Origin of the sequence: Micromonospora sp. NPDC049523, assembly GCF_040676775.1 — a bacterium.
Taxonomy (GTDB): Bacteria; Actinomycetota; Actinomycetes; order Mycobacteriales; family Micromonosporaceae; genus Micromonospora_G.
Genome location: NZ_JBFAPP010000009.1, coordinates 326,376 through 348,713 on the forward strand (window position 1 = coordinate 326,376; position 22,338 = coordinate 348,713).

General features: G+C 70.0%; 19 protein-coding genes. 6 read left to right on the forward strand and 13 right to left on the reverse strand.

Annotation, left to right across the window (positions count from 1 at the left end):
• The first annotated feature begins 115 nt into the window (after positions 1-115).
• Positions 116-334 (forward strand): DUF3073 domain-containing protein, encoded by a 219-nt coding sequence (locus AB0J90_RS17105; RefSeq protein ID WP_326562082.1) that lies wholly within the window; start codon positions 116-118, stop codon positions 332-334.
• Between the two features lie 190 nt (positions 335-524).
• On the opposite strand, the gene amcA is transcribed toward AB0J90_RS17105, so the two are convergent.
• The 5 genes from amcA to AB0J90_RS17130 all read right to left on the reverse strand — a co-directional run bounded on the left by amcA (position 525) and on the right by AB0J90_RS17130 (position 5,351).
• A complete protein-coding gene (amcA, locus tag AB0J90_RS17110; RefSeq protein WP_363596771.1) occupies positions 525-764 on the reverse strand; it encodes a multiple cyclophane-containing RiPP AmcA in 240 nt (79 codons plus the stop codon).
• Positions 733-1,836, reverse strand: a complete 1,104-nt coding sequence (amcB, locus tag AB0J90_RS17115; protein WP_363596853.1) for a cyclophane-forming radical SAM peptide maturase AmcB — start codon at positions 1,834-1,836, stop codon at positions 733-735. Before amcB ends, amcA begins: the two co-directional genes overlap by 32 nt.
• Positions 1,837-1,994: 158 nt before the next feature.
• A complete protein-coding gene (gene purM, locus AB0J90_RS17120) occupies positions 1,995-3,161 on the reverse strand; it encodes a phosphoribosylformylglycinamidine cyclo-ligase (RefSeq protein ID WP_326562080.1) in 1,167 nt (388 codons plus the stop codon).
• 107 nt (positions 3,162-3,268) lie between these two features.
• On the reverse strand, positions 3,269-4,855 hold the full coding sequence (gene purF, locus AB0J90_RS17125; RefSeq protein WP_363596773.1) for an amidophosphoribosyltransferase: 1,587 nt from the start codon (positions 4,853-4,855) through the stop codon (positions 3,269-3,271).
• A gap of 169 nt (positions 4,856-5,024) precedes the next feature.
• A complete protein-coding gene (locus AB0J90_RS17130; RefSeq protein WP_363596855.1) occupies positions 5,025-5,351 on the reverse strand; it encodes a sterol carrier family protein in 327 nt (108 codons plus the stop codon).
• A gap of 455 nt (positions 5,352-5,806) precedes the next feature.
• On the opposite strand from AB0J90_RS17130, the gene AB0J90_RS17135 reads away from it, so the two are divergent.
• Positions 5,807-7,795 (forward strand): carboxypeptidase-like regulatory domain-containing protein, encoded by a 1,989-nt coding sequence (locus AB0J90_RS17135; RefSeq protein ID WP_363596775.1) that lies wholly within the window; start codon positions 5,807-5,809, stop codon positions 7,793-7,795.
• A 124-nt stretch (positions 7,796-7,919) separates the two neighbouring features.
• On the opposite strand, the gene AB0J90_RS17140 is transcribed toward AB0J90_RS17135, so the two are convergent.
• The 4 genes from AB0J90_RS17140 to purS are packed head-to-tail and all read right to left on the reverse strand — an operon-like array spanning position 7,920 to position 12,295.
• Positions 7,920-8,678, reverse strand: a complete 759-nt coding sequence (locus AB0J90_RS17140) for a 2-phosphosulfolactate phosphatase (RefSeq protein ID WP_363596777.1) — start codon at positions 8,676-8,678, stop codon at positions 7,920-7,922.
• 4 nt (positions 8,679-8,682) lie between these two features.
• On the reverse strand, positions 8,683-11,364 hold the full coding sequence (gene purL, locus AB0J90_RS17145) for a phosphoribosylformylglycinamidine synthase subunit PurL (RefSeq protein WP_363596779.1): 2,682 nt from the start codon (positions 11,362-11,364) through the stop codon (positions 8,683-8,685).
• Positions 11,361-12,044, reverse strand: coding sequence for a phosphoribosylformylglycinamidine synthase subunit PurQ (purQ, locus tag AB0J90_RS17150; protein WP_363596781.1), 684 nt, complete (start codon positions 12,042-12,044; stop codon positions 11,361-11,363). Before purQ ends, purL begins: the two co-directional genes overlap by 4 nt.
• Positions 12,041-12,295, reverse strand: a complete 255-nt coding sequence (purS, locus tag AB0J90_RS17155; protein ID WP_326562073.1) for a phosphoribosylformylglycinamidine synthase subunit PurS — start codon at positions 12,293-12,295, stop codon at positions 12,041-12,043. Before purS ends, purQ begins: the two co-directional genes overlap by 4 nt.
• A gap of 399 nt (positions 12,296-12,694) precedes the next feature.
• On the opposite strand from purS, the gene AB0J90_RS17160 reads away from it, so the two are divergent.
• Together AB0J90_RS17160 and AB0J90_RS17165 are read left to right on the forward strand one after the other, a co-directional pair.
• Positions 12,695-13,381 (forward strand): DUF1986 domain-containing protein, encoded by a 687-nt coding sequence (locus AB0J90_RS17160; RefSeq protein ID WP_363596783.1) that lies wholly within the window; start codon positions 12,695-12,697, stop codon positions 13,379-13,381.
• A gap of 193 nt (positions 13,382-13,574) precedes the next feature.
• Positions 13,575-14,099: a YbjQ family protein gene (locus AB0J90_RS17165; protein WP_363596785.1), complete on the forward strand. Its 525-nt coding sequence runs from the start codon at positions 13,575-13,577 to the stop codon at positions 14,097-14,099.
• Between the two features lie 88 nt (positions 14,100-14,187).
• Here the strand turns inward: AB0J90_RS17165 and purB are convergent, their stop codons facing one another.
• The 3 genes from purB to AB0J90_RS17180 all read right to left on the reverse strand — a co-directional run bounded on the left by purB (position 14,188) and on the right by AB0J90_RS17180 (position 19,086).
• The gene (gene purB / locus AB0J90_RS17170; RefSeq protein WP_363596787.1) at positions 14,188-15,633 is read right to left on the reverse strand and encodes an adenylosuccinate lyase; all 1,446 of its coding nucleotides are present in this window, start codon (positions 15,631-15,633) and stop codon (positions 14,188-14,190) included.
• A gap of 133 nt (positions 15,634-15,766) precedes the next feature.
• The gene (gene htpG / locus AB0J90_RS17175) at positions 15,767-17,698 is read right to left on the reverse strand and encodes a molecular chaperone HtpG (RefSeq protein WP_363596789.1); all 1,932 of its coding nucleotides are present in this window, start codon (positions 17,696-17,698) and stop codon (positions 15,767-15,769) included.
• 101 nt (positions 17,699-17,799) lie between these two features.
• Positions 17,800-19,086 carry an MFS transporter gene (locus AB0J90_RS17180; RefSeq protein WP_363596791.1) on the reverse strand — a complete coding sequence of 429 codons (1,287 nt, stop codon included), beginning with the start codon at positions 19,084-19,086 and terminating at the stop codon, positions 17,800-17,802.
• 194 nt (positions 19,087-19,280) lie between these two features.
• Here AB0J90_RS17180 and AB0J90_RS17185 point away from each other — a divergent pair, with 194 nt between their 5' ends.
• Both AB0J90_RS17185 and AB0J90_RS17190 read left to right on the forward strand, forming a co-directional pair.
• Positions 19,281-20,147, forward strand: a complete 867-nt coding sequence (locus AB0J90_RS17185; protein ID WP_363596793.1) for an aldo/keto reductase — start codon at positions 19,281-19,283, stop codon at positions 20,145-20,147.
• A 50-nt stretch (positions 20,148-20,197) separates the two neighbouring features.
• Positions 20,198-20,824, forward strand: a complete 627-nt coding sequence (locus tag AB0J90_RS17190) for a TetR/AcrR family transcriptional regulator (RefSeq protein WP_363596795.1) — start codon at positions 20,198-20,200, stop codon at positions 20,822-20,824.
• A gap of 156 nt (positions 20,825-20,980) precedes the next feature.
• Here the strand turns inward: AB0J90_RS17190 and AB0J90_RS17195 are convergent, their stop codons facing one another.
• Positions 20,981-22,303 (reverse strand): acetyl-CoA C-acetyltransferase, encoded by a 1,323-nt coding sequence (locus AB0J90_RS17195; protein WP_363596797.1) that lies wholly within the window; start codon positions 22,301-22,303, stop codon positions 20,981-20,983.
• Positions 22,304-22,338 lie beyond the last annotated feature (35 nt).

The following is a 22,338-nucleotide window of genomic DNA, read 5'->3' on the forward strand; positions in this document are numbered from 1 at the left end:
AACCCGAGGTGCCGAACGCGGGCATACCCATGTACCGTAAGAGCCACGAGAGATGCCTGACGTCATCGGGGCCCGCCTTCGGGCTGCCCCGAATTCTGTGCGAGGGGGTCGAGCCATGGGGCGCGGCCGTGCTAAGGCCAAGCAGACAAAGGTGGCCCGGGAGTTGAAGTACCACTCCCCGAACACCGACCTCGCCGCCTTGCAGCGAGAACTCGGCGGCAGCGGCAAGTCGGACCACGACTTCGACGACGACTACAAAGAGTATGTCGACGACGATGACGAGGACCATGACGCGGACGACGAACCAGACACCTGGTCGCCTCCAGCCCGCTGACCTCCGTCGGGCACATTGAGCACGCGGTAACGCCCGCGTGCTCACGCGTGTCCGGATGGTGTGGCACACCGTAGATCAACACGGTTCCATCCGGTCGAGGGTCTGCCGTGCGGATCGTTGTCCGACCCGCGCGGCAGGTCCTCGACCGGTCGGACGTGCCAGATCCGACCGATCCGGACCGCCGGCCGGTTCAGCGTGGCCGGTTGTTCCAGTTGTAGAAGGTCGGGATGTTCTCGAAGTGGTTCCACGCGCAGACCGCGCCGCCACTTTCGCCCACCGCCGCCGCCTCCGCTCGTTCCCGACGGGCCTGTTCGGCCTCCTGTAGCAGCGTGGTGAGCCCGCTCCGGGCCGCGCGCACCCGATCGGCGACCGGGTCGGGGACGGCTCCCCCGGCCGGCTCAGCGTCCGGCGGGCTGGTGATCTCGAGCATGGTCCAACACTCCCTCGAGTAGGCGGATCTTGCTGTTACGGCAGTGGTTGGTCTCCGTACCGTCGAAACGTCCTTGCTCGAAGTAACGGTTGGCGGCGTGGCCGCCGCCGCAGAAGCCGAAGTAGGGGCAGGTGGCACGGCACGCCTCGACACCGCCGAGGAACTCGCGTACCCAGGGCAGGCGCTCGGCCCCGGCGAGGATCTCCGCAAGCCCCGTCGCCAGCACGTTGCCGCTGGTGAAGTCGCCGTAGCGGGGGTCGGAGAAGCCGGCCAGCTCGGGCGAGAGCAGGACCACCGAGCCGTCGTACCCGATGGTGGGGATCGGGTCGAGCCGCCGCGGTAGCAGGTCGGCGGCGGTGCCGTCGAGGACCGCCGAGGCGTACCGCAGGGACCACTCGACCTCGCGCAGGTGAATCCTCGGGCGCTCCCGCCAGGCGGTGACCAGCTCGGCCCAGAAGGCGGTGACCGCCTCCGCCGGGTGGCTGTTGAGGCGGGTGTTGACGCCCTCCATCTCCTCGATGTTGATGCCGAGCACGTCGCACCCCAGGTCCAGGAAGTACGCGTACAGCTCGGCGGCGAGGCCGGGCTCGGGTCGGGTCACCACGCACAGGGCGGAGAAACCGACACCGTTGCGCCGCAGCGCCTCGATGCCCCGCTCGATCCGGTCGTACGCCGGCCGCCCGCCCCGGCCCACCCGGTCGGAGTTGCGCTGCCTGGGCCCGTCCACGCTGACGCTGACCCGCATCCGGTGCTCGGCGAAGAACTCGCACCAGGCGTCGTCGATCAGCGTCGCGTTGGTCTGTACGTGGTGCTCGACCCGCTCGTCGAACGGGGCCAGCAGCGTGGCGAGGTGCTCCCGCCCGGTGGCGAGGGGCTCTCCGCCGTGCCACACCACGGAGAAGCGACCGGACCGGGCCCAGTCGTTCACCGGGCCCGCCACCGCTTCCGCCACCGGAACGGGCATCTTCCGATCATCCGCTCGAAACGGCAGATAGCAGTACGAGCAGTCCAGGTTACAGAGCGTGTTCGGCTGCATCACCACGTACGAGGGCACGGTGTCGATGCCCCGCATCCCCGTGGACGTTTCCCGCAGGACAGCCATCAGCCGCTCCTCCCCGTAGCTGAGGTGCCCCTCAGGCTAGGTTGCGGTGGCCACTCGGGTGAAGTCCTGATCGGGTATGCGAAGGATCACGGCAAAAACTCAGGAATGCACGAATGCACGTACGGTGATCAACCGCGGGTGTGCTGGCCGATCATCTGCACCTCGCCGGTGCCCTCGATGATCTCGCCCGCCTGCCACGCTTCGACACCACGACCGGCCAGGCAGGCCAGCGCCCGGTCCGCGTCCTCGGCGGAGACGATCGCGAACATGCCCACGCCCATGTTGAAGGTGGACTCCATCTCCGGGTCCTCGATCCGGCCCTTGGCCTGCACCAGGTCGAAGATCGGCTGCGGCTTCCAGGTGGCCCGGTTGACCACCGCGTCCACGTTCTCCGGCAGCACCCGGACCAGGTTGCCGGGGATGCCGCCGCCGGTGATGTGGGCGATCGAGCGCACCTCGGTCTCGGCGATCAGCTTGAGGCAGTCCTGCGCGTAGATCTTGGTCGGGGTGAGCAGTTCCTCGCCGAGGGTCCGCTGCCGACCGAAGTCCTCGATCACCGTGTCCAGCCGCATCCGGCCGGCGCCCAGCAGCACGTGGCGGACCAGCGAGTAGCCGTTGGAGTGCAGGCCGGAGGAGCGCATCGCGATCACCGCGTCGCCGATCTCGACCCGCTCCGGGCGGAGGATCTCACTCTCCTCGACCACGCCGACACCGGTCGCGGAGATGTCGTACTCGTCGGGCTTCAGCACGCCCGGGTGCTCGGCGGTCTCGCCACCGAGCAGCGCGCAGCCGGCGTACCGGCAGCCGTCGGTGATGCCGGCGACGATCTCGGCGACCTTGTCCGGCACGACCTCGCCGGTGGCGATGTAGTCGAGCAGGAACAGCGGCTCGGCACCGGTCGCGACCAGGTCGTCGACGACCATCGCGACCAGGTCGATGCCGACCGTGTCGTGGATGCCGAGCTGCTGGGCGATGACCAGCTTGGTGCCGACGCCGTCGGTGGAGGCGGAGAGGATCGGGTTGCGGTACTTGGTGGTGTCGAGCCGGAACAGGCCGGCGAAGCCGCCGAGCTGACCCATCACCTCGGGCCGCTGGGTGGTCCGTACCTTCGACTTGATCAGCTCGACCGCCCGGTCGCCGGCCTCGATCGAGACCCCGGCGTCGGCGTACGAGACGCTGCGCTTGCGGGTGGCGCGACCGGATCCGGCGGTCCAGGGCTGGCGCACGCCGCCGCCGGAGCCGGAGCCCTCGGCCGACCCGCTACCTGCGCCATTGCGCTCAGTCACGTGCGTCACGGTTCTCCCCTTTGTTCCTCGCGGCGAGCCGCGTCGGGTAGCGGTCGAGGATCGCTCGACTTCTGGCACTCACCGGACGCTGGGCGTGGGCCGCGCCGGTCGGATCATTACGGGCGTTGCAGTGCGTCACGCGAGCCCGGGCTGCTGATGAGTGGTAGCGGGGTGCTGTCGACGTCGGCTCCGTCGGAACCGCCGTGGTAGCGCTGCTCTGCGGGCTCCGGTGCCTGGTCCGCGACCCGACGCCCTACCCCTTCGAGTACGTGTTTGCCGATCAGGTTCCCGGCCGGCAGCTCGATCGGGTACTCCCCGTCGAAACAGGCCCGGCACAGCCGCGTCTTCGGCTGCTCGGTCGCCGCGATCAGGCCGGCCAGCGAGACGTAGCCGAGGCTGTCCGCACCGATCGACCGGCGGATGCCCTCGTTGTCCAGCCCGTCGGCCAGCAACTCCGCCCGGGTGGCGAAATCGATGCCGTAGAAACACGGCCAGTTGACCGGCGGCGAGGAGATGCGGACGTGCACCTCGAGAGCGCCGGCCTCACGCAGCATGCGGACGATCGCGCGCTGGGTGTTGCCGCGGACGATCGAGTCGTCCACCACGACCACCCGCTTGCCCCGCACGTTCTCCCGCAGCGGGTTGAGCTTGAGTCGGATGCCGAGCTGACGCAGGGTCTGGGACGGCTGGATGAAGGTCCGCCCGACGTACGGGTTCTTCATCAACCCAGCGCCGTAGGTGATACCGGACGCCTCGGCGTAGCCGATCGCGGCCGGCGTGCCCGACTCCGGTACGGGAATCACCAGGTCCGCCTCGACCGGGTGCTCCTTGGCCAGTTGCCGCCCGATGGCGACGCGGGTCGAATAGACGTTCCGGCCGGCGATGGTGGTGTCCGGCCGGGCGATGTAGACGTACTCGAAGAGGCAACCCTTCGGCTCCGGTACGGCGAACCGCGCCGACCGCAGGCCGTGCTCGTCGATCGCGATCAGCTCGCCGGGTTCCACCTCGCGGACCACGCTCGCGCCGACGATGTCGAGTGCGGCGGTCTCGCTGGCGACCACCCAGCCGCGCTCCATCCGGCCCAGCACGAGCGGGCGGACACCGTGCGGGTCGCGGGCGGCGTAGAGGGTGTTCTCGTCCATGAACACGAAGCTGAACGCGCCACGCAGCATCGGCAGCACCTCGAGCGCGGCAGCCTCGACCGAGAGGTCCGGGCGGCTGGCCAGCAGCGCGGTGACCAGGGCGGTGTCCGAGGTCGAACCGTCCGAGGAGTCCATGCCGCGTGCGGCGGACTCCTTGGCCAGTTCGGCGGTGTTGACGAGGTTGCCGTTGTGCGCCAGCGCGATCGTGGTGCCGGCGGTGTTGCTGCGGATCGTCGGCTGGGCGTTCTCCCAGGTCGAGCCGCCGGTGGTCGAGTAGCGGGCGTGCCCGATCGCGAGGTGCCCGCGCAGGCTGGCCAGGGTGGGCTCGTCGAAGACCTGGGCGACCAGGCCGAGGTCCTTGTAGACCACCACACCCGAGCCGTCGCTGACGGCGATGCCGGCCGCTTCCTGACCCCGGTGCTGCAACGCGTACAGACCGAAGTAGGTCAGCTTCGCGACCTCTTCACCGGGCGCCCAGACGCCGAACACGCCGCAGGCGTCTCGCGGGCCGGGCCGTTCGGGGTCGAGTTCGTGACTCAACCGGCCGTCGCCTCGGGGCACCTGCCGCTCCTCAAACTGAAGGCTGATCTGCTCGATGCGGATCTGCTCGGACTCGCCTAGCGCGCGGGAATTTGGAAGTTCCGTCGCCGAACAGTGTACGCGAGCCGGAGACAATACAGAAAGTCACCTTATCACTGCTCAAAGTCACGGGCGATTGGCGGAGAATGCGCTATTCGAGCGGGATATAGGGAGATATGTCGGCACGATTCCCACTGGCGCGTACCCGTCCTGCCTCGACCGCGTCGGCCCATCCCAGCCGACCCGTCGCCAGCAGGATCCAGGTCACCGGATCCAGCTCCACCACGTTTGCCGGCGTACCCCTGGTGTGTCGCGGCCCGGCTCCGCACTGAACCGCACCGTAAGGTGGAACCCGCACCTCCACCGAACGGCCAGGTGCGCGCCGGGCCAGCTCCGCGAGGAGCGCGCGGACCGCGTCCCGAAGCAGCTCACGCTCCGGGGTACGGCCAGCGTCGAGTTCTGCGACCGCAGCCACCACCAGTGAGGACTTACTGTACGGAGAGGACACGACGGGACGATACGACCTGCCGTCGTGTCAATTGACGCTGCCCCTGGGTCGCGCGAGTCCACTCGAACAAGGCATAGTTGCCGACGGTGTACTCGTACGGTAGTGAACCCTGGCCGGAATTGAGTCGGCCGGAGAAGTCAGACCGGAAGGCGGTGGACGTGACAACACACCGACATGCCTGGAAGCGACGGGCCGGTGTGGTCGTGGCGCTGGCAGCCAGTGCCCTGCTCGCTCTCCCCTCGGCACCAGCCCTAGCTGCAGAACCAGATCTTGAGGTTGCCAACTCTGCCACGGTCTCTGCCGGCAGTGACACCACAGTCAGTGTGCGTGTCACCACCAAAGATGGCGATATCACGGTAGACATCAGCGTCACTGGCTTGCCCCCAGGTGTCACATGCTCCGGTGGATGCGGCAAGACGACCGTCGTGCCGGGCTCGCAGAAGCCCATCGCGTTAACGCTCAAGGCGAACGACAACGCCGCTGCGGCCAACGCCACGTCCGTGACGGTGCGGGCACAGGGTGGGCCGTCAGGCGACGTCGCCACCAAGGACTTCTCGCTTACCGTCAAGGCCGCGCCGCAGCAGCCGCAGCAGCCGACGCAGCCGGCGGCGGCGCCCACGGTCAAGGAGATCTCGGGCCGGGTCACCGACACGAACGGCAACCCGGTGCCGAACGCCTCGGTCGTGCTGATCGACTCGCAGGGCCACAGCTACGACGCCACCACGAGTTCCAGTGGCAGCTTCAAGTTCCTCGGCACCGCCAGCGCACCGATCAGCCCCGGGCAGATCGACCTCGGCGCCAGTCTGAACGACAAGATCCAGAAGAAGAAGATCACGGCTGCCGCCAACCAGACGTTGACCAACCAGCGCATCGCGCTGGCGCTCACCGACGCCTCGCCGTCCGCCAGCGCGGAGGCACCGGCCAGTGAGGAAGCGGTCCCGACCGAAGAGGGCGATCCGGCGGCCGACGGTAGCGACGCCCCCGGACAGCAGGCCACGACCGAGACTAGTTCAAGCGGGGGCCTCGGCTCCTGGCTGCTGATCATCGTCGGTGGTTTGCTGGTCGCCCTCGGTGTCGGCGCCATCGTGCTGCTCTGGATGCGGCGCAAGGAAAACTCGGACGAGGACGACGACGACCCGAACGGTCCCCGGTCCGGGGCCGCGGCGGGTGCCGTCGGCGGGTACCAGAGCGGCTCCGACCCGACCCGGGTCGCGAACCGCGCCGGTATGGGTCACGACGCGACGGCGATCAACCGGAACACCTCGCTGGCCGACGCGCCGACCATGATGCACAACCGCCCCCTGGTGGACGACGAGTTCCCGGACCCGTACGGCGCACCGCTGCCTTCGCAGCAGCCGCAGGCGTCGACGTACGGCGCCGCCGGACAGGGCGCCGGCTACGGCTACGGCGGCGCACCGCAGGGCGGCGGCGAATACGGCGCCGGTGGCTACGGCGCGTCACCGGGCGCGGGCGGCGCCTACGGCAACGCACCGGGTTCGGGTGCCGGCTACGGCAACGCCCCGGGCTCCGGCGCCGGTTACGGCGCCCCGGCCAACGGCTACGGCGGCGCCCCCGGCTCCGAGTACGGCAACGCGCCCGGCTCCGGTGCCGGCGGCTACGGCGGGGCACCCGGCGCTGCCGGTTACGGCAACGCACCGGGCTCCGGCGCCGGGTACGGCAACACCCCCGGCTCCGGCGCGGGCGGCTACGGCGCGGCACCGGGCTCCGGTGCAGGTGGTTACGGCGGCGGCAACTACGGCGAGCAGCCCGGCGCGGGGTACCCCCCGGCACCGGGTGCGTACCCGCCGGCCGCTCCGAATGGTGGCCCCTACCCGCCCACCCCGGCTCCGGGTGGCCGCTACGACGAGCCCACCGGCCGCTACGACGGTCCCAGTGCGGGCGGCAGCGAGTACGCCCCGCCGGCCGACCCGTACGCACAGGGTGGTGGCGGTGCCTACGGTGCCGGCGGCAACGACGGCACCCGCGCGTACGGCGCCGACCAGCAGCCGTACGGCGGCCAGGGCGGCCAGCAGGGCTACGGCCAGGGTGGCGGCGGCGGTGCCTATGGTGCGCCGACCGCGGGCGCCGGTTACGACCAGCAGGGTGCCGACGGTTACGGCGCCGGTGGTCGTGGCTACGGTGACCAGCCCGGTTACGGCGCCGGTCCGGCCGCGGGCGGTTACGACCAGCCCCAGGCCGGTGGATACGACCAGCGCGGCGGCTACGACCAGCGTGGTGGCGCCGACCAGCGCGGTGGATACGACGACCGCGGCGGCTACGACCAGCAGCAGGGCGGCGGCTACTACGACGAGTCGGCGCAGGGCGGCGGGCACGGCGGCCGGGGCGGCGCAGCCGGGCCACCGCAGCAGAACCGAGGCGGCGAGCGTCGTTCGCTGGACTGGCTGGACGACTGATCATCCGGGCTGGCCGAGAGCAGGCTCTCGGCCAGCCCGTTCAGTCCGTACTTCCCTCAGGCCGTGCTCCGACGAGGACAGCCGACGTAGGACAGTCACGAAACTACAGCTGCGGCACGTCGGTTCAGGCAGCGGCGGTGAAGACTCCGTCCCGGAGCAGCGGCACCACGTTGGAGACACCGAGCTGTACGGCGATCTCCACGTCCGCCTCGAAACCCCGGTAGACCAGTTCACGGCCGGAGACGCAGCCCCTGATCGCCGCCGGCAGGTCCGGTACGCCACTCAGCGCCGCCAACGCGACCGCAGCCTCCACCGACAGTCCACCGGGAACCGTGGCAAGCCCGTCGAGCACCATGGAAGCCCCGAGATGGTCCTCCACCCCGGGGCGTACGGTGCCGTCCGGCCAACGTTCACCGGCTGCGATCACACCGACCGGCGCCTGCGTGGTGCCGTACCCCTGGTCGACGAGCCAGCGCGCGACGGCGGGTGCGTTACGGAGGCAGGCCGCGACCACCGGCACGCCGGTTGCACTGGCCGCGGCGCAGATCGCCGAACCGTTCGGTGACGGCAACACAAGATCGGGCACCACCGGTGCGGTACGCAACGCGGCCGGCGACAACGACCACGGCTGTTCCGGGGTCACCGCACCTCGCCCGACCGCCGCAACCGCGCCGACCCGACGGGCGTAATCGGCCGCCTGGGCGCCCCACGGGAACGGGTGCACCCTGATCCCGCGACTGACCGCCACCTCCACCGCGGTGGTGAAGGAGAGTACGTCGACCACGACCAGGGCGGCACAGACCCGGCCGAGTTCGGCGGCACCGCCCAGCCCCCAGTCGAAGCGGGCCCCGGATCCGGGTTGGGCGTAGACGGTGCCGACCAACGTGTCAGTCGCCCGTGACCGGGGCCGAAGCCTCCGTCGCGGGCTCCTCTGCGGTTGCCTGCTGCTGCGCCACCGGCGCCTCGTCGACCGCCGGTTCGCCGGCTGCCGGCGTCTCGTCCGGTACGGCGGACTCGTCCGCGTCAACCGGCTCGGTGCCGACGATCGGTGCCACCGGGGTGTCCGACACGGTCCCGGCGACGTCGCCGAAGAGCCGCGGCAGGGTCGACTCGAAGGCCGCCCGCAGCTCGTCCAGGCCCAGGTTGAACTGGCCGCGTACGTCCACGGCGCCACCGGCGGGGTCGGTGACCCCGAGCGCGGTCACCGGCACCCCGCGGTCCTCGCAGAGCGCCTGGAAGGCCTTGTCCTGGCCGCGCGGCACGGTCACCAGCGCCCGACCGGCCGACTCGCTGAACAGGTAGACGAACGGCATCGAACCCGCGCTGAACTCGTCCGGCAGCGCGATCTTGACGCCGACGCCGCGCCGCAGGCTGGACTCGACCAGCGACTGGGCGAGGCCACCGTCGGACAGGTCGTGCGCCGAGGTCAGGTGACCCAGCCGGGCCGCCTCCGCGATCAGCTCGGCCAGGGCCCGCTCACTGGCGAGGTCGACCCGCGGCGGTACGCCACCGAGGTGCTCGTGGGTGACCCACGCCCACTCGGAGCCGGACAGTTCCAGCCGGGTCTCGCCGAGCAGGAACACCACGTCGTGGTCGCCGCCGGACTTGGCGGCGAAGCCCATCGGCACCCGCTGCGCCACGTCGTCGAGCAGGCCGAGCACACCGACCACCGGGGTCGGGTGGATGGCCGCGGCGCCGGTCTGGTTGTAGAAGCTGACGTTGCCGCCGGTGACCGGGATGCCCAGTTCGGCGCAGCCGTCGGCGAGGCCGCGTACCGCCTCGGCGAACTGCCACATCACGCTCGGGTCCTCGGGGGAGCCGAAGTTCAGGCAGTCGGTGACGGCGACCGGCTTGGCGCCGGTGACCGCGACGTTGCGGTACGACTCGGCCAGCGCGAGCTTCGCCCCGTTGTACGGGTCCAGCCGGGCGTAGCGGCCGTTGCCATCGACGGAGAGCGCGACGCCGAGGCCGGTCTCCTCGTCCAACCGGATCACGCCGGAGTCCTCCGGCTGGGCCAGCACGGTGTTGCCGAGGACGTAGCGGTCGTACTGCTCGGTGACCCAGGACTTGTCGGCGAGGTTCGGCGACGCGATCATGCGCAGCACGGTCTCGCGGAGTGCCTCCGGCGTCGCCGGGCGGGGCAGCGTCTCGGCCCGGTCCGCCTGGAGCAGGATCAGGTCGGCCGGCTCGCGCATCGGGCGGGCGTAGACGGGACCGTCGTCGACCAGCGAGCCCGGCGGTACGTCGACCACGGTGTGATCGCGCCAGGTGATCAGCAGTCGGCCCGGCTCACCGTCGGCCTGGGCCGGGGTGACCTCGCCGATGGCGGTGGCGAGCACGCCCCACTTCTCGGCGGTCTTGAGTACGGCTTCGAGCTGTTCCGGCGTGACGACCAGGAGCATCCGCTCCTGCGACTCGCTGGCCAGGATCTCGTGCGGGGTCATCGACGGCTCGCGCAGCGGGACCCGCTCCAGCCAGACCCGCATGCCGGTGCCGGCCGCGGCGGCGGTCTCGGTCAGGGCGCAGGTGAGGCCGGCGCCGCCGAGGTCCTGGATCCCGACGACGAGTTGGGCGTCGTAGAGCTCCAGGCAGGCTTCGATCAGCAGCTTCTCGGTGAACGGGTCGCCCACCTGCACGGCCGGGCGGCGCTGCTCGCTGCCCTCGTCGAAAGTGGCACTGGCGAGTACGGAGACACCGCCAATGCCGTCCCGGCCGGTCTTGGCACCCATCAGTACGACGATGTTGCCCGCGCCGGCCGCTGCCTTGTTCTGCAGCCGGTCGACCGGCAGTACGCCGAGGGAGAGCGCGTTGACCAGTGGGTTGCCCTGGTACGACGGGTCGAAGACGATCTCCCCGCCGATGTTCGGCAGACCGAGGCAGTTGCCGTACCCGCCGACACCGCCGACGATGCCGGGCAGCACCCGGGCGGTGTCGGGGTGGTCGACGGCACCGAAGCGCAGCGAGTCCATCACCGCGATCGGGCGGGCGCCCATGGCGAGGATGTCCCGGACGATGCCGCCGACACCGGTCGCCGCGCCCTGGTAGGGCTCGACGTAGCTGGGGTGGTTGTGCGACTCGACCTTGAAGGTGACCGCGAGCTTGTCCGAGATCTGGATCACGCCTGCGTTCTCACCGATGCCGGCGAGCATCCGGTCGCTGGGCGGTGCCTTCTCGCTGAACTGGCGCAGGTGCACCTTGCTCGACTTGTACGAGCAGTGCTCGCTCCACATGATCGAGTACATGGCCAGCTCGGCCTGGGTCGGCCGGCGGTCAAGGATCTGCCGGATCCGGTCGTACTCGTCGTCACGGAGGCCGAGCTCGGGGTACGGCTGCAGCTCTTCCGGGGTGTCGACGGCCCGCTCGACGGTGTCCAGGTCGTCCGGGTAGGCGCTCGGGGCGGCGTGCGCCCCGCTGGCCTGCGCGGGCGGGAAGGTCGCCGCGACCGGGGTGGGGACGGGGCCGCCGGCCGGGGTTTCCGGGGCGGACTCGGCCGCACGGGGCGTGGGCTGGTCGGTCGGCGGGGTCACCCCACCGACCTCGCTCGACGCCGTGTCGGGCTGGGTCGTCATGCCGGCACTCCCGCAAGGTGCTTGAGGACTGAGGTGAAGAAGCCGAGGCCGTCGAGCGAGGGGCCGGTCAGCGCCTCCACGGCGTGCTCGGGGTGCGGCATGATGCCGACCACGTTGCCCGCCTCGTTGGTGATCGCGGCGATGTCGCGCTGCGAGCCGTTCGGGTTGCCGCGCTGGTAGCGGGCGACCACGCGGCCCTCGGCCTCGAGCTGGTCGAGTACGTGCGCGTCGGCGACGTACCGGCCCTCGCCGTTCTTGACCGGGATGAGCACGTCCTGCTCGGGCTGGAACGTGTTGGTCCAGGCGGTCTTGACCGCCTCGATCCGCAGCCACTGGTCCCGGTTGCGGAAGTGCAGGTGCTGGTTGCGGGTCAGCGCGCCGGGAAGCAGGTGCGCCTCGCAGAGGATCTGGAAGCCGTTGCAGATGCCGAGCACCGGCATCCCCTCGCGGGCGGCGTCGACCAGCGACTCCATCACGGGGGCGAATCGGGCGATCGCGCCGCAGCGCAGGTAGTCGCCGTACGAGAAGCCACCGGGCAGCACCACGGCGTCGACCTGGTGCAGGTCGCGGTCGCCGTGCCAGAGCCGGACCACGTCCGCCCCGGCGATGCGCGCCGCGCGGGCGGCATCGCCGTCATCCAGTGACCCGGGGAAGGTCACCACACCGATCCGGGCCGTCACGGATGTTCATCCTCGGCATCGGCCACCCGGATCGAGAAGTCCTCGATCACGGGGTTGGCCAGCAGCTTGTCCGCGATTTCCCGAGCTCGATCAAGGTCGGGCTCACCGGCGAACTCGATCTCGATGCGCCGACCGATGCGCACCGAGGAGACATCACTGACGCCCAGGCGAGGCAGCGCGTTTGCGACGGCCTGGCCCTGAGGATCGAGAATCTCCGGCTTGAGCATGACGTCGACGACGACGCGAGGCACTGGGCACTCCTGACTGTGTACGCAGTTGGGTGCCGGCCCATAGGGGCGAGCGGGGCAAGCCTACCTGGCAGAGCGCTCGGCCGACGCACCGGCCGCCCTGTGGACAACCCTGTGGAAAATCGCACACCCGCCGCCCACCGGCGTGATCACGAGCACCGACGGGCGTACCGGTGGTGATCTTTCTCGACCCCGGCGGTCGGTGCGCGGAGATCATATCGGGAGGGTTCGATTTGACTCTTGTGGATGAACGACGAACGTCTTAGCGTGTGGCGTCGAACGTCTGGTTCGTCACACCAAACGTTTGATCTTCAAGACCGTACGGCGGACACCCACCCGCCGTCGGCGGCTCGACCCGACCCGGAAACCCCGGGCGCCACCCCCCGGAAGGAGCCCCTGTTCATGCGCATCCGCCTCACCCTGGTGACGGTCGCCACCGCCCTCGTCGGTGCGCTCGTCGCCCCCTCCGCCGCCTCCGCGAGCAACGAGCCGGTTGCCCCGCTGATCATCGGCGGTGGCACGGTCTCGTCCGCCCCCTGGGCCGCGGCCGTGTTCAGCAACGGCTCGTTCACCTGCTCCGGCACGATCATCGCGTCCCGCTGGGTGCTCACCGCCCGGCACTGCGTCAGCGGCACCATGTCGGTCCGGGTCGGCAGCGTCAATCGGACCTCCGGCGGCGTCACCAGCGGCGTCTCGTCGTACTCGACCCGCTACGACCTCGCCCTGCTCCAGCTTTCGACCGCGATCAGCACCTCATATGTGACGCTCTCCAGCAGCTACCCGCCGGTCAACTCGACCAACTCGATCTACGGCTGGGGCATGACCTGCTACGAGGGCTGCGGCGCCTCGACCACGCTCAAGACCGCGAACGTCCGGGTCACCAGCACCAACGTGACCGACGCGTACGGCGGCCGGGCGATCCGGAGCACCCGGGTCAACGGCAACGCGTGGCGCGGTGACTCCGGCGGCCCCGAGTTCTACAACGGTGCCCAGGTCGGCGTCGCCTCCACCGCCGACGGCGTGAACATCCAGAACTACGGCAGTGTCGCCTACAACCGGTCCTGGATCAGCTCGGTGGCCGGGGTCTAAGTCCTCCTCAGGGGTACGGCGCGGACGTTCCGGATCACCCCGGCCGTCCGCGCCGCGCCGTTTCACCTGCTCGCGGCAATGTTTTCGCCGCTCGGGGCGTACCGGCGCGAGAATGCCCTTGCACGCTTCACACGAGGTTGCGGGCCGTTGCACGCCCCCCACGTCGTTCTACCGGCGCGCGCGGTTTTGCAGCATGAGCCGACGTGAACACACCTCACAATTGCCACCACCCCGGCTCTGCCAGCATCAACACGTGCTGGTCGTGACGACGGATGTCCTTCCCGGGTACGAGATCCGCGCAGTCCTCGGCGAAGTAGTGTCATCGATGGCCCGAACCCGAAACCCGTACCGCGAAGGGGTGAAGAACCTCCGCGGTGGGGCATACGACCCGAAAGCCCCGGAGAACCTCACCCGGTGGCGGACGGAGGCGGTGGCCAATCTGGGCGAAGAAGCCCGCCGGCTCGGCGCCAACGCCGTGATCGGCATGCGTTTCGACCATCGCGAGGTGGGCGAGATGTGGATGGAACTCTGCGCGTACGGCACGGCGGTGGTCATCCGCGAACAGCCGCGGCCACCGCTCCCGGACGCGCCGCTGCTCGCCGCCGACACGGCGCACAGCGCGGAGATCCTGCCCGACCCGATCGGGGTCTCGGAACCGCCCAGCGCGCCCGATCTGCGCAGCGCGGCCGAAACCCCCACCCCAACCCCGGAGACCTAGCGGGAGCCGACGGGCTCAGGTAGCCGGACACCCCGGTACCTGAGCCCGGCTTCCCGGAACCGGTCTACAGGACCCTCCGGGAACCGGTCTAGAGAATCGGAGCCGGGTGGTAGCCGGCCGCCTCCGGGTGTGCCGCGACGACCTCGGCGACCCGGTCGGCAACCGCCCGTACCTGGGCCGGTGCCGCACCGGCGAAGGCCGCCCGGTCGGCGACCAGTGCGTCGATCTCGGCCCGGCTCAGTCCCAGCCGGCCGTCGGTGGCGAGCCGGTCGAACAGGTCGTTCTCGGTCGTACCCTTCTCCCGCATGGCCAGCGCCACCGAGACCGCGTGCTCCTTGATCACCTCGTGCGCGACCTCCCGGCCCACGCCCCGACGCACGGCCGCCACCAGGAGCTTCGTGGTCGCCAGGAACGGCAGGTAGCGGTCCAGCTCGCGGGCGATCACCGCCGGGTACGCGCCGAACTCGTCGAGCACGGTGAGGAAGGTCTGGAACAGTCCGTCGGCGGCGAAGAACGCGTCCGGCAGCGCCACCCGGCGGACCACCGAGCAGGAGACGTCGCCCTCGTTCCACTGGTCGCCGGCCAGCTCGCCGACCATCGACAGGTAGCCCCGGATGATCACGGCGAGCCCGTTGACCCGCTCGCTGGACCGGGTGTTCATCTTGTGCGGCATGGCGCTGGAGCCGACCTGGCCGGGGCGGAAGCCCTCGGTGACCAGTTCCTGGCCGACCATCAGCCGGATCGTGGTGGCCAGCGACGACGGCGCCGCCGCGGTCTGTGCCAGCGCGGCCACCACGTCGAAGTCGAGGGAGCGTGGGTAGACCTGGCCGACGCTGTCCAGCACGCGGCGGAAACCGAGGTGCCCGGCGACCCGCCGTTCCAGCTCGGCCAGCCGCTCGTCGTCACCGTCGAAGAGGTCGAGCTGGTCGGCGGCGGTGCCGACCGGACCCTTGATCCCCCGCAGCGGGTACCGGTCGATCAGGTCACTGAGCCGCTCGTACGCGATGAGCAGTTCCTCGGCCGCCGACGCGAACCGCTTGCCCAGCGTGGTCGCCTGCGCCGCCACGTTGTGTGAGCGTCCGGTCATGACCAGGTCGGAGTGCTCGACCGCGAGCCGGGCCAGCCGGGCGAGGGTGGCGACCACCCGGTCCCGGATCAGCTCCAGCGAGGCGCGGATCTGTAGCTGCTCGACGTTCTCGGTCAGGTCGCGGGAGGTCATGCCCTTGTGCACGTGCTCGTGCCCGGCCAGCGCGCTGAACTCCTCGATCCGCGCCTTGACGTCGTGCCGGGTGACCCGCTCACGGGCCGCGATCGACTCCAGGTCAACCTGGTCCAGCACCCGCTCGTACGCCTCGACCACGCCGTCCGGCAGCGGCACGCCGAGGTCCCGCTGTGCCCGGAGTACGGCGAGCCAGAGCCGCCGTTCCATCCGGATCTTCTCCTCCGGCGACCAGAGCCGCACCAGCTCGATCGAGGCATACCGCCCCGCCAGCACATTAGGAACCCGGGCCCGGTCTCCGCTGCTCTCCGTCACACCCCCCATCCTCCCGCACCCCCCGCACCCCCCCATCCCCACCCCGACCAACCCGGTTGATCATGAAGTTAGCGACGGGAAATCGCTCGAAAACCGTCGCTAACTTCATGATCGACGCCGTTGTCGGGGGTGGTTAGAGGGTGCGGGCTAGGCGGTCGGCAAGGAGGCGGGCGAAGCGGGCGGGGTCGGGGAGTTCGCCGCCTTCGGCCAGTAGGGCGGTGCCGTAGAGGAGTTCGGCGGTCTCGGCGACGGCCGGGTCCTCGGAACGCTGCTCGTGGGCCTTGCGGAGGCCGGTGACCAGCGGGTGTGTCGGGTTCAGTTCGAGGATTCGCTTGATCTGCGGCACCTCCTGGCCCATCGCCCGGTACATCCGCTCCAGCGTCGGAGTCATGTCCTGCGCGTCGCCGACCAGGATCGCCGGGGAGGTGGTGAGGCGCGACGACAGGCGTACCTCCTTCACCTGCTCCGTGAGCTGCGTCGACAGCCAGGTCAGGAGGGCGGCGTACTCCTCCTTCTGCTGGTCGCGGTCGGGCTCGTCGGCCTTGTCCTCCTGCTCCGCGTCGAGGTCGACCTGGCCCTTGGCGATCGAGCGCAACTGCTTGCCGTCGAAGTCGCGGACCGCCTCGACCCACATCTCGTCGACCGGGTCGGTCAGCAGCAGCACCTCGTAGCCCTTGGCGTGGAACGCCTCCATGTGCGGCGAGTTCTCAATCATCTTCCGGGACTCGCCGGTCATGTAGTAGATGTCGGTCTGCCCCTCCTTCATCCGCTCGACGTACTGCTGGAGCGTGACCAGTTGCTCCGGGTCGTGGGTCGAGGCGAAGGAGGAGATGTCGAGGATCGCGCGCTGGTTCTCGAAGTCGTTGAGCAGCCCCTCCTTGACCGCCCGGCCGAACTCCCGCCAGAAGGTGCCGTACTTGTCGGCGTCCTGGCCCATCAGGTCCTTGACCGTCGACAGCACCTTCTTCACCAGGCGGCGACGCATGAGCTGGATCTGGCGGTCCTGCTGGAGGATCTCCCGCGAGATGTTCAGCGACAGGTCGTGCGCGTCCACCACACCCTTGACGAAGCGCAGGTACTCCGGCATCAGCGCCTGGCAGTCGTCCATGATGAACACACGCTTGACGTAGAGCTGGATGCCGAGCTTGGCGTCCCGGGTGAACAGGTCGAACGGTGCCTGGGACGGGATGAAGAGCAGCGCCTCGTACTCGAAGGTGCCCTCGCCCTTCATCCGGATGATTTCCAGCGGGTCGTTCCAGTCCCGGCTGACGTGCCGGTAGAACTCGTTGTACTCCTCGTCGCTGACCTCGTTGCGCGGGCGGGCCCAGAGCGCCTTCATCGAGTTGAGCGTCTTGACCTCGTGCTTCGGGGCGTCGTCACCCTCGCCGTCGGCGTCGGAGGCGGGCCGCTCGACCTCCATCCGAATCGGCCACGCGATGAAGTCGGAGTAGCGCTTGACCAGCTCGCGGATCTTCCACTCGGTGGTGTAGTCGAAGAGCTGGTCCTCCTCGTCCTCCGGCTTGAGGTGCACGGTGACGGCCGTGCCTTGCGGTGCGTCGGCGACCGGCTCGACGGTGTACGTCCCCGCGCCGTCGGACTCCCACCGGGTGCCGTCCTGCTCACCTACCCGCCGGCTGACCAGCGTCACCTTGTCGGCCACCATGAAGGTGGAATAGAAACCGACACCAAACTGGCCGATCAGGTCCTGCGAGGCGGCCGCGTCCTTCGACTCCTTGAGCTGCCGCAACAACTCGGCGGTGCCGGACTTCGCGATCGTGCCGATCAGCCCGACAACCTCGTCCCGCGTCATGCCGATGCCGTTGTCCCGTACGGTCAGCGTGCGCTGCTCGCGGTCGACCTCGATCTGGATGTGCAGGTCGGAGGTGTCGACCTCCAGCTCCTTGTCGACCAGCGATTCCAACCTCAGCTTGTCCAGCGCGTCCGAGGCATTGGAGATCAGCTCCCGCAGGAAGATGTCCTTGTTCGAATAGATCGAGTGGATCATCAACTGCAAGAGCTGGCGCGCCTCTGCCTGGAACTCGAGCGTTTCGACCCCGGTACTCATGGAACCCCTTTTCCGCCGACGGACCATCTCGACGGATCGTACGACCCTCGTCACGATCTCCACCGTCGACACCGAATCGGGTATCGGACCGGGCTCTCCCCTCAGCCGGGTAATTCCACCGGATCGGGCGACGTCCGCGGACCCTCGGCGTCCTCACCGAAGCGCGCGGGCACGTGCCGGCTGGGCAGCCGGCGTACGTCCCGGCTGCTCAGCATGCCGAGCACCGACAGTGTGATCAGCCCGGCGGCGATCAGCAGGGTCGTCTCGTTGCCCAGCGCGACCGCCACCGGCCCGATGGCGATCTGGCCGAGCGGGATCGCCAGGAACGAGCCGAGCGCGTCGTACGAGTAGACCCGGGCTAGCCGGTCGGCGGGCACGTACTGCTGCACCGACGTCTCCCAGGCGACACCGAACTGTTCCATCGCCAGACCGCCGAGGAACGCGGCCGGCACCAGGAGTGCGAAAACCGGCGCCACCGCGAGCGCGAGCAGCAGCGGTGCCGCCCCCAGCATGCAGGCCACCCCGAGCAGCAACAGCCGGCGTACCCGCAGCCGCAGCGCGATCAGCGCCCCGACCACCAGGCCCAGGGTCTGTGCCGCCAACACCAGCCCCCACGCCTTGCGCCCGATCGTCTCGTCGGCGACGGCCGGGCCGAGTACGCCGACACCGCTGCTCATCGCCGCGTTGAGCAGCATGAAGCCGAGCACCACCACCCAGACCCAGGTACGCGAGACGAACTCCGTCCAGCCCTCCCGCAACTCGGTCCAGGTGCTGCGCCGAGCCTGGCTCAGGTCCCGCACCCCGGCCACGCGTACGCCGGCGAAAGCCAGCCCGGCCAGCGCGAACGTCAACGCGTCGACGGCGATGCCCCAGCCCGGCCCGACGGCGGCGACCAGTATGCCGCCGGCCGAGGCGCCACCGATCGAGCCGATGTTCACGCCGAGCCGGCTGAGCGCGTTCGCCGACTGCAACAGTTGCGCCGGCACGGTCTGCGGCGTCAGCGCGGCGGCGGCGGGGAAGGCGAAGGCGCTCACCGTGCCGTTGACCGCGCTGAGTACGAGCAGCAGCGGGATCGTCGCGTGCCCGGTGAGCACCAGCGTGGCGACCGCCGCCTGGGTGAGGGAGGCCAACGTGCAGGAGACGACCATCACCGCCTGCCGGGGCAGCCGGTCGGCGAGCACCCCGCCGAAGAGCAGGAACAGCACGTTCGCCAGCGACCGGGCGCCGACCACCAGACCGAGATCGCGTACGGACCCGGTCAGGTCGAGTACGGCGAACGCCAGCGCGGTCGGCGCGACGGAGTTGCCGAGCACGTTCACGAACCGGCCGATGGCGAGGTAACGGAACGGTGCGTGACGTAGTGGCGCGAGGGCAGCCCTGCTCGACATCGCCGCGCTCCTTCCGAGCCTGGGGGTAACCGCCCAGCCCGCCCCGAGAAATGACCGCCCCCAGGCAACCAGGTCCGCCCGCGTCGATCAACCGAGCTGGTCGGGAGGCCGCACCCGACCTAGAGTGAACTGTTCGTTCAGTTCAGTTCGGTTCAGTTCTCTTCAAGATCCGTTCCGTTCGGTGGGAGTTTCACATGACAGACGCAGCCATCAGCGCATCAACCAGCGGCACCTTCCTGCTCGGCGGAGACCTGCCGGTCACCCGGCTCGGATTCGGCTCCATGCGACTCACCGGCGACGGCGTGTGGGGCGACCCGCGCGATCCCGACGAGGCCGTACGCGTACTGCGACGCTCGGTCGAACTGGGCGTCGACTTCATCGACACGGCCGACTCGTACGGCCCGTTCACCGCCGAACTGCTGATCAAGAAGGCGCTGCACCCGTACCCGGAGAACCTGGTCATCGCGACCAAGGCCGGCTTCACCCGACAGGGCCCCGGCCGATGGACGCCGGTGGGTCGTCCGGAATACCTGCGTCAGCAGGCCGAACTGAGCCTGCGCCACCTCGGGGTGGACCGGATCGACCTGTTCCAACTACACCGGATCGACCGCAGCGTCCCGCTGGCCGACCAGATCGGCGAACTGAAGGCACTCCAGGACGAGGGCAAGATCCGGCACATCGGGCTCAGCGAGGTGTCGGTCGCCGACGTCGAGGCCGCGTCGAAGTTCGCGGACATCGTGTCGGTGCAGAACCGCTACAACGTCGGCGAGCGCTCGGCCGAGGACCTGCTCGACTACTCCGCGGAGCACGGCATCGGCTTCATCCCGTGGGCGCCGCTGGCCAGCGGCCCGCTCGCCCGCGAGGGAAGCTCGCTCTCCCGGATCGCCCATGACCACGGCGCCACCCCGGCCCAACTCGCGCTCGCCTGGCTGCTCAAGCGCTCGCCGGTGATGCTGCCCATCCCCGGCACGTCGACCGTCGCCCACCTGGAGCAGAACATCGCCGCGGCCTCGATCAAACTCACCGACGCCGAGTACGACACCCTGGCCAAGGCCGCCTGATGCTCGGGGCATTCTGATGGCCGAGGCATTCTGATGGCCGGAGCATTCTGATGGCCGAGGCGGCGGGGGCGGACGCAGTGGCGGGGGCGGACGGCATCCTCGCCTACCCCACGGGCGGGCGCAGCGACCGGATCCACGAGTGTCTGCTGCGTACGACCGAGGAACTGCTGCGCGAGGGTGGCGTCCCCGCCGCCACGGTCGACGCCATCGCCGCCCGCTCCGGCGTGAGCAAGGCGACGATCTACAAACACTGGCCCTGCCGTACGGCGTTGGCGGCGAACGCGTTCGGCCGGATGATGGCCGACGCGCTCCCGCTGCCCGACACCGGCAGCGCCCGCGGTGATCTGACCGCCCAGGTACGCCAGGTCAGCGCCTTCTACGCCAGCCCCGACGGCCGGGTGTTCGCCCAGCTCATAGCGGCCTGTGTGGACGATCCTTCGGGCGCCGCCTACTTCCGCGAGTACTTCCTGGCCGACCGCCGCCGAGCCGTAGCCCAACTCTGGCAACGCGCGGTAGACCGAGGCGAAACCCGCCCCGGCATAGACGCCGAAACCGCCACCGACCTCCTCTTCGGCCCCCTAGTCTTCCGCCTCCTGACCAACCACCACCCGTTGACGGAAAACGAAGCTGACAAACTAACCACAACCACCCTCCCCGCCCTCCTCCTCCCACACTGACCCCCACCAACCCCCACCGCCCCGCCCCGAAACGCGTTGATCATGAAGTTAGCGACGCTGCCGGGGCGAAATTCCGTCGCTAACTTCATGGTCAACTTCACTGGGGGCGGTGGGCGGGTGGGCGGGTGGGTGGGTGGGCGATAGCGGCAGAGTGGGTCAGCGTTCGAGGATGGCTACTACGCCTTGGCCGCCGGAGGCGCAGATGGAGATGAGGCCGCGGCGGGGGCGGGCGGCAGAGCCTCCGGCGGGGTCGCGGGCGTCTTCGTGCAGCAGCTTGGCCAGGGTGGCGACGATCCGGCCACCGGTTGCGGCGAACGGGTGCCCGGCGGCGAGCGAGGAACCGTTGACGTTCAGCTTCGTACGGTCGATCGTCCCCAGTGGACCGTCGAGCCCGAGCCGGTCCTTGCAGAAGTCGGCCGACTCCCAGGCGGCGAGGGTGGCCAGCACCTGCGACGCGAACGCCTCGTGGATCTCGTAGTAGTCGAAGTCGGTCAGGCTCAGTCCGGCTCGGGCCAGCATCCGGGGCACCGCGTACGCGGGTGCCATCAGCAGCCCCTCGTCGCCGTGTACGAAGTCCACCGCGGCGACCTCGGAGAACGTCAGGTACGCCAGCACCGGCAGGTGGTGCGCGGCAGCCCACTCCTCGGAGGCGAGCAGCACGGTCGAGGCGCCGTCGGTCAGCGGGGACGAGTTGCCGGCCGTCATCGTGGCGCCCGCCCGACCCGGGCCACGGGTGCCGAAGACCGGCTGTAGCGCGCCGAGCTTCTCGATCGAGGTGTCCGGCCGCAGGTTCTGGTCCCGGGTCAGCCCGAGATAAGGGGTCACCAGGTCGTCGAAGAAGCCGCGCTCGTACGCGGCGGCAAGTCGCCGGTGCGAGGCGAGCGCCAGCGCGTCCTGAGCCTGCCGGCCGATCCCCCAGCGCAGGGCGGTGATCGCGGCGTGCTCCCCCATCGACAGTCCCGTACGCGGTTCGGCGTTGCGCGGCGTCTCGGGCAGGAACGGCTGGTGGGGGCGGAGCCGGGCCGCGGCACGCAACCGGGCGAGCGGCGTACGGGCGGAGTTGAGCTTGAGCAGGGTACGCCGGAACTCCTCGTTGACCGCGAGCGGCGCGTCGGAGGTGGTGTCCACGCCACCGGCGATGCCGACGTCGATCTGCCCGAGGGCGATCTTGTTGCCGACCAGGATGGTCGCTTCCAGCCCGGTGCCGCATGCCTGCTGGAGGTCGTACGCGGGGGTGCGCGGGTCGAGCCGGGAGCCGAGCACCACCTCGCGGGTGAGGTTGAAGTCGCGGGAGTGTTTGAGCACCGCCCCGGCGACGACCTCGCCGATCTGCTCCCCGGCCAGCCCGAACCGGGCCACCAGTCCGTTCAGCGCGGCGGTGAGCATGTCCTGGTTGGATGCATCGGCATAGCGGCCGTTGGAACGGGCGAACGGGATGCGATTGCCCCCGAGCACCGCGACGCGACGTACGGTCTCCACGTTCCCGTCTCCTCGTTCAGGGCTTGCACCAAACC

What these genes read in the sequence shown, in the direction of transcription:
- amcB (WP_363596853.1), bottom strand. Translation starts at nt 1,836, where the DNA reads ATGCGGGGCATCGACACCGTGCCCTCGTACGTGGTGATGCAGCCGAAC.
- purL (WP_363596779.1), bottom strand. Translation starts at nt 11,364, where the DNA reads ATGACGACCCAGCCCGACACGGCGTCGAGCGAGGTCGGTGGGGTGACC.
- AB0J90_RS17185 (WP_363596793.1), top strand. Translation starts at nt 19,281, where the DNA reads ATGACAGACGCAGCCATCAGCGCATCAACCAGCGGCACCTTCCTGCTC.
- AB0J90_RS17105 (WP_326562082.1), top strand. Translation starts at nt 116, where the DNA reads ATGGGGCGCGGCCGTGCTAAGGCCAAGCAGACAAAGGTGGCCCGGGAG.
- AB0J90_RS17180 (WP_363596791.1), bottom strand. Translation starts at nt 19,086, where the DNA reads ATGTCGAGCAGGGCTGCCCTCGCGCCACTACGTCACGCACCGTTCCGT.
- AB0J90_RS17190 (WP_363596795.1), top strand. Translation starts at nt 20,198, where the DNA reads ATGGCCGAGGCGGCGGGGGCGGACGCAGTGGCGGGGGCGGACGGCATC.
- AB0J90_RS17165 (WP_363596785.1), top strand. Translation starts at nt 13,575, where the DNA reads ATGAGCCGACGTGAACACACCTCACAATTGCCACCACCCCGGCTCTGC.
- htpG (WP_363596789.1), bottom strand. Translation starts at nt 17,698, where the DNA reads ATGAGTACCGGGGTCGAAACGCTCGAGTTCCAGGCAGAGGCGCGCCAG.
- amcA (WP_363596771.1), bottom strand. Translation starts at nt 764, where the DNA reads ATGCTCGAGATCACCAGCCCGCCGGACGCTGAGCCGGCCGGGGGAGCC.
- AB0J90_RS17160 (WP_363596783.1), top strand. Translation starts at nt 12,695, where the DNA reads ATGCGCATCCGCCTCACCCTGGTGACGGTCGCCACCGCCCTCGTCGGT.